The organism is Bacillus sp. JJ1127 (genome assembly GCF_036965845.1).
In the GTDB taxonomy this organism is placed as follows: Bacteria; Bacillota; Bacilli; order Bacillales; family Bacillaceae_G; genus Bacillus_A.
The window spans coordinates 1-6,318 of sequence record NZ_JBALQK010000119.1 but is presented as its reverse complement, the minus strand read 5'-3'; the positions used below and the strand labels follow the sequence as shown (position 1 = coordinate 6,318).

The 6,318-nt window shown below is 34.8% G+C and carries 4 protein-coding genes, 4 pseudogenes and 1 other annotated feature; of the genes and pseudogenes, 3 read left to right on the top strand and 5 right to left on the bottom strand.

What is annotated here, in order from left to right; all coding sequences use genetic code 11:
• Window positions 1-9: 9 nt before the first annotated feature.
• On the bottom strand, window positions 10-675 hold the full coding sequence (locus V7183_RS12765) for an HAD family hydrolase (RefSeq protein ID WP_097898446.1): 666 nt from the start codon (window positions 673-675) through the stop codon (window positions 10-12).
• A 194-nt stretch (window positions 676-869) separates the two neighbouring features.
• Here V7183_RS12765 and V7183_RS12760 point away from each other — a divergent pair, with 194 nt between their 5' ends.
• Together V7183_RS12760 and V7183_RS12755 are read left to right on the top strand one after the other, a co-directional pair.
• On the top strand, window positions 870-1,667 hold the full coding sequence (locus V7183_RS12760; RefSeq protein WP_335359757.1) for a lipid II flippase Amj family protein: 798 nt from the start codon (window positions 870-872) through the stop codon (window positions 1,665-1,667).
• A gap of 62 nt (window positions 1,668-1,729) precedes the next feature.
• Window positions 1,730-2,305: a nucleotidyltransferase family protein gene (locus V7183_RS12755; RefSeq protein ID WP_335359756.1), complete on the top strand. Its 576-nt coding sequence runs from the start codon at window positions 1,730-1,732 to the stop codon at window positions 2,303-2,305.
• A gap of 48 nt (window positions 2,306-2,353) precedes the next feature.
• On the opposite strand, the gene V7183_RS12750 is transcribed toward V7183_RS12755, so the two are convergent.
• The 4 genes and pseudogenes from V7183_RS12750 to V7183_RS12735 all read right to left on the bottom strand — a co-directional run.
• Window positions 2,354-3,268 (bottom strand): alpha/beta fold hydrolase, encoded by a 915-nt coding sequence (locus V7183_RS12750; RefSeq protein WP_335359755.1) that lies wholly within the window; start codon window positions 3,266-3,268, stop codon window positions 2,354-2,356.
• Window positions 3,269-3,405: 137 nt separating this feature from the next.
• Window positions 3,406-3,597: pseudogene (locus V7183_RS12745) on the bottom strand (sodium-dependent transporter); the annotation flags it as partial.
• A gap of 66 nt (window positions 3,598-3,663) precedes the next feature.
• Window positions 3,664-4,961 (bottom strand): annotated as a pseudogene (aspS, locus tag V7183_RS12740) (aspartate--tRNA(Asn) ligase).
• Between the two features lie 110 nt (window positions 4,962-5,071).
• Window positions 5,072-5,283 (bottom strand) — a binding site (T-box leader).
• 66 nt (window positions 5,284-5,349) lie between these two features.
• A pseudogene (locus V7183_RS12735) lies at window positions 5,350-5,937 on the bottom strand (glutamate ligase domain-containing protein); the annotation flags it as partial.
• Window positions 5,938-6,024: 87 nt separating this feature from the next.
• On the opposite strand from V7183_RS12735, the pseudogene V7183_RS12730 reads away from it, so the two are divergent.
• Window positions 6,025-6,318 (top strand): annotated as a pseudogene (locus V7183_RS12730) (hypothetical protein); the annotation flags it as partial.

Below are 6,318 nucleotides of genomic sequence, written 5' to 3'. Positions count from 1 at the left end.
TCTTTTATTTTATATTTTTAAACTTTTATTTTTTACATAAAAGTTTCGTAACTCTTCGACATGTTTCACAATATGCGTCGCTCCTGCTTCTTTTAGCTCCCCTTCACTTCCGTATCCATACAATAAACCGATCGAATCAATCCCATTACAATTAGCCCCTATCATATCATACTTTCTATCTCCAACCATCACAATTTCCTCTTTTTGTAGTCCTTTGTTTGTATGTAAAATATGCTCAATTATTTCATCTTTCTTGATTCGAGTTCCATCTAAATTACTCCCTACAATTTCTTCAAAGAAATGAGTTAATTGAAAGTGTTCTAAAACTTGCTTTGCAAATACAGTTAGTTTTGAAGTTGCAACAAATAAACGCATCCCTTCATCCTTTAACTCTTGTAAAATACAAGGAATCCCCTCATATACTTTATTCTCAAATAAGCCACTTTGCTGCATATATTCCCGAAAATACGTCACAGCTTGCTCAACTTGTTTTTCATTCATACCGTATCTATCTGCAAACGAATGTTGAATTGGAGGCCCAATAAAAGAATCTAGCTCGTTTGGATTCGGTTCATCTATTCCCATTTTCCGTAGTGCAAATAAAACGGAATTTACGATTCCTTCTTTCGGATCAGTTAGTGTTCCATCTAAATCGAATAGAAATGTTGTATACATTTTATCTCCTCCGCTCATTTTACTTTATAAGAAAAATCACCATCTTTTCTATATTATCAAAATTTTCATTCTTTTAGAAGTTGCATATTATATTTTATTACCTCTCTATCAGAATCTGATCCACGAATAGATATACCCAAAAATGTGTTCCTGTTGTATTATAAATATAATTTAAGAGAAAAATGGTGGAACAAATGACGACAACATTAATTTTTATAATGGCTTTCACAATTATCATCCATGCAGTCGAAACAAGCTCTTATAGTATTCGGCTAGCTGGTGTTCGTTTAAAAAAGATCGCCGTTGCATTATCTGTAGTTGGGATGGTATTACTCGTTGCACGAACATCTAACTTACTGCAAGCTTTTTTACTTGGTGGTATCGTCGATCAAGCTAAATTAGACTCTTCTATTGATTTAGAACGAACCATACGCCTAGTTTTACTCTCAGCTTCTATCGGTACTTTGCTTGCAATTTTTCTATATCCGACTTTGACAAAGTTGTTTGGCTATGTAATTCAAAACTTTGAAACAGATGGGTCATTCATTGGATTGATGAAAACAAATAACATACAAAAATTGAAGTATACGAAAAAATATGTTCGCTTTCCTAAATTTGAAATGATTCATCGGATGCGAATTGGCGGCATTCCAAAACGAATTATGTTAATTAATATGTTTGCAACTGCCATCTATACAGCGGGTGTTCTCTCCGCCTTGTATGCTTCCTTTTTAAATCCAACTTATGCAACGAATGCGAGCACAGCCTCTGGACTCGTTAATGGTTTTGCAACAATCTTATTAACTGTACTGTTAGATCCGCGCATTGCCCTTTTAACAGAACGTGCTCTTCAATCAGAAAATGGTGCTGATACAATGAGTAAAATGTTCGGCTGGCTTATGATTTCAAGATTTCTCGGTACATTATTAGCACAGTTCTTATTTGTACCTGGCGCACATTGGATTTTGTGGATTATTAAACTTATGCATTAAATGATTGCCATCCTCTCCTTAGAAAGTGGAGAAAATCAATTATACAAAAGGTGAGATTAAAAATGCGTCTCCAAACAGAACAAGATATTATAAAACTGATACAAAACGATACTTGGATGATGAAAATATTACAAATAGCAAAGTCTTTAGAGCTACCCGATTGGTGGGTTTGCGCTGGATTTGTTCGTTCTAAAATTTGGGATGTTCTTCATGGATATGAAGTGAAAACTCCAACACCAGACATCGATATCATTTATTTTGACCCATTACATATTAGTGAATCTACCGAAGAAAAATTAGAAAATAAGCTTAAAAGTATAGATTCTACTATTCCATGGTCAGTAAAAAATCAATCTCGCATGCATGTAATCAATAACATGCCACCTTACTCATCTTCAGTCGATGCAATATCTAAATTTCCGGAAACCGCAACTGCTCTTGGGGTTACGTTAGATGAACAAGATAACGTTATGTTAACAGCCCCTTGTGGAATAGAAGATGTTCTCACGTTACAAGTGAAACCAACATCTCATTTCCTCGAAACGAAAGAGCGAACTAACATGTATGAAAAAAGATTACAAAAAAAGAACTGGCAAAGTAGATGGCCTAACATTACAATCTTTTATCCTGAAAATTAAATACATAGAAAAAGGTGCTTCTCATTTCATGAAGCACCTTTTTCTATTTCATTTCAAAAAATCAATCACAGTTTTTGCAAATTCATCCGCTACTTCATAGTGCGGCGTATGACCACTCTCTTCAAAAACGATAACTTTACCATGTCGAGCATCCTTATTAAATGCTTGAATTTGTTTCTCACAAGTCACTACATCATACTTTCCTATCATTAGTAACATCGGATTCTCCACATCTTTTAATTTTGGTAGTAACGATGTATGAAATTCTCCTTCTTCTTTCAATCTCGCAAAATGAATCTCTGAGCGATGAGAAAACTCTTCCCACTCTTCATCACTATATAAAGTATAGTCAGTTTCATCTTTAAAGTTATTATAGATTTCCATTCTATTTTCTTCTAACTCATCACTTAATTTTATATAAGATTCTAGCAATTCTTCAGAAGTAGCATTACTCTTTGAAAGAGCTATACATTTTTTTGCTTGTTCTTCTTTTCCGTACTTCCTTAATATATTTCCTGTCTTTTTCAATAAAGCTCTACTCGTTAATGCAAAATCAAAACTAGGTCCTTCAAAAATAATTTTTTGAATAGATTGCGGATACATTGCTGCATATAACAGTGCTAAAAATCCGCCAAAAGAATGCCCAATCACAGACCATTTCTCAATTTGTAAAATCTTCCTTAACTCTTCGCAATCCTCGATAAGATCTCGTAATCCAAACGGCTCTTGCTGACTAATTTTTTCCGAACGTCCTACCCCGCGCTGATCAATGGCAATGAGTCGAAAAAAATCTTGTAATCTATGTGCTTGATGATAGGAAAAATCATAACACATCTCACCAGGACCTCCGTGAAGATACAATACAGGAGGATTCTCTATGGATCCATACGTCTCCACATATAGCTTTTTCCCGCGTACTTCCATCATTTTTCCTTGTAATAATACTTCTTTTTCTTGTTTCATCTTTTTCTCCTCCAAATTTTCATATCTTGATCCTATATACAATAGGAGAACCACGAATTCGTACCCGTTATGTACCTACTTGTAATATAACAATACATTTTCTCACCCCTCTTTTTGGGATATTATAACATTTTAAGTTAAATAACCCCAATCACGTTCAAAAAGACAATGACAATCGCAATTGGAGCGACGAATCGAAGCAAGAATACGCTGTAAACGAACAATAAATCCCTGTAATTTCCACCCGCAAAGAATTCTGCTTCTAATACCTTTTTTTCCATTTTAAATAAAATGAAAATACTAATAAACAAAGCACCAACACGAAAGAGACTTAACAATACAAATCTGCATAAATGAAAAGAATCTTCGCAACCAATGCGAAGATTCTTTTCACTTTATGGCATAAGACGCGTACAATCTCTCGGAAACGCACTCGCTTCTCGAACATTCGATAATTCTAGAAACTTATATACAAGTCTTTCTAGCCCAATCCCAAAACCACCATGCGGCGGACAACCATATCGAAATGTATCCATATAAGATTCAAAGTTTTCTGGTTGTAATCCTTTTTCTTTAAAAGAAGCAAGTAACATATCATACTCATGAATTCGCTGCGCACCTGACGTAATTTCTAATCCTTTATATAACAAGTCAAAAGAATCCGTAACAGCTTGATTTTCTTTAGTCGGCATCGTATACATCGGTCTCGCTTCTTTCGGATAATGTGTGATAAAAACAAAATCACTACCGTATGTTTCCTTCACATATTTTCCAAGTAACTTTTCGCCTTCTGTGTCTAAATCCCCTACTGGTGATTCTTTTCGGTATTTTGCTCGTAATAGACGCTGTGCCTCTTTTAAGGTGATTTTAGGAATTTCTGTAATAACAGGAATTGTGACTTGTAAAAGCTTTAATTCTTTCTCACATTTCTGTCCTACTTGTTCAAACATATACCGTAAAACGGTCGCTTCTAATTCCATCACTTCATAAAAGTCTTTAATAAACCCCATTTCCACGTCTAATGATATATATTCATTCAAATGACGGGAAGAATTGTGATGCTCAGCCCGATAAACAGGAGCAATTTCAAAAACACGTTCCAATCCACCCGCAACCATCATTTGTTTATAAAATTGAGGAGACTGTGCTAAATATGCTTCTTTTTGGAAATAGGGGAGTTTAAAAACATTCGCTCCACCTTCCGCTCCTTGGGAAACAATTTTCGGCGTAAATATACGTGTGAAATCGTTCTCTACCAGAAATTCACTAAATGCCTGTGCAAGCGTAGATTGAACTTTAAAAATGGCTTGTATTCGTTCATGACGAAGCGATAGTACACGCTCATTTAACATTTGATCTAAACCAACGTGTAGATTTCTTTTATTCACTTCAAATGGAAGCGGTTCTGAAGTATTTAACACCTTTACCTCTTCTACAAGTACTTCCACACCTAACTCTGTTTTTGTCGTTTCCACAAGTTCTCCAATAATTTGAACAACACTTTCTACGTCTACTTTATATCCCGCTAAGTCTTTTTCTAATACACATTGGATGACACCCGTTCGGTCACGTAACAATAAGAAACTAATATTCCCCAGATGACGATTTTTTTCACCCAGCCTTGTAATAAAACCATCCTTTTACTAGACGCTTTACATTCACGAATGAGTGACCGCTTCATTGTTTTGCCCATTATTTTTTCCTCCTATGTTTTCATACTTATTTACATTTACATTATTGTTGTCATCGTCATCATCCACGGTCACTCACCTCCTTTCAAAGAATACAAAAATCCGCCCCATAAATAGGGACGGATTTTTCCGCGGTACCACCCAAATTGTCATACTGACCATCTTAAACCTGATAACGGTAGGTACCGTTTGCTTTTACTAATTTTCACGTTCAAAGCAACGCTCACAGGTGTCTTTCCATCATGCGGTATCGCAATCTTTCCAGCAATCGATTGCTCTCTGTAGACCCTTGCATCATGTACTTTTCCTGCTCATCACTTTTTATATTTACAGAGTATTCTATTCCTTTAAAAGAGAAAATGCAAGGTATTTTTCATTATTTTCTGATTTTTAATTCCAAATCCATTTTGCTACAATTTCTTCCAATGCCATCTCCGTGATCCTTTCAATAGCACAACATCATTTTCGGTAGTAATTTCCACGATTTTGTTTGCTATGTCAGTTTTATTAGCAAATGTTTGTACTGCATCTGTAGGATAATTCTTTTTTGCTTCTTCTGCTATTTTCCCAGCAAGGTTCCCATACGTAAAGACGTACTGAATTGTTGCTGGGTTTAATATTCTTCCAATTTCTCTATGATATTCTTCTCCCTCTTCTCCTAACTCCAACATATCCCCAAGTACAATTATTTTTTTCTTAAGTGGCTAATTTCTCTAATGTTTCAATAGCTGCTTTCATAGAAGAAGGGCTTGCATTCCAAGCATCGTTAATAATTGTAAAACCAAACTTTGCAGTTATAAACTGAAAACGCATTTCTGTAATACTTGCTTATTGCAAGGCCTGTTGAATCATCTCTGCTGCTACTTTATAAAACTGTCCAATCATAATCGCAATTATCGCATTAAACATATTATGTTTTCCATGTAAAGGAACATCATACCAAACTTGATTCGATTGATTTAATGTAAAATGACTTCCCATCCCTCTCCAAAAACTCCAATTCCATTACATAACAAATTGTTTTTCCACTCATAATATTAGTAAATTTCTTCTGGAGGTCTATATATGAGAAAAATTGTAAGCTTCTCCCTGTTACTATTATGCATGATAACGACAAATCAAGTATACGCTTATTCTCCGCAATCATTACCAGTCTCACAACATTCAAAACAATGGAAAGTCAATATTGATGAAGTCAACGACTCAGGTAAAAACATCTTACAGTCTAAAAAAGATGTTTTTCATACATATCGTTTTTCAGTGCAAAACATCGGAAAAGATGAAGTATATAACGTACAAGTAGAAGTATTCCGAAATGAACCAAACACAGGGACAAAATATGAATTATTTTCTTTAGAA

Excerpts from the sequence above, each read along its gene's own strand:
- V7183_RS12765 (WP_097898446.1), bottom strand. The coding sequence starts at position 675 with ATGTATACAACATTTCTATTCGATTTAGATGGAACACTAACTGATCCG.
- V7183_RS12760 (WP_335359757.1), top strand. The coding sequence starts at position 870 with ATGACGACAACATTAATTTTTATAATGGCTTTCACAATTATCATCCAT.
- V7183_RS12755 (WP_335359756.1), top strand. The coding sequence starts at position 1,730 with ATGCGTCTCCAAACAGAACAAGATATTATAAAACTGATACAAAACGAT.
- V7183_RS12750 (WP_335359755.1), bottom strand. The coding sequence starts at position 3,268 with ATGAAACAAGAAAAAGAAGTATTATTACAAGGAAAAATGATGGAAGTA.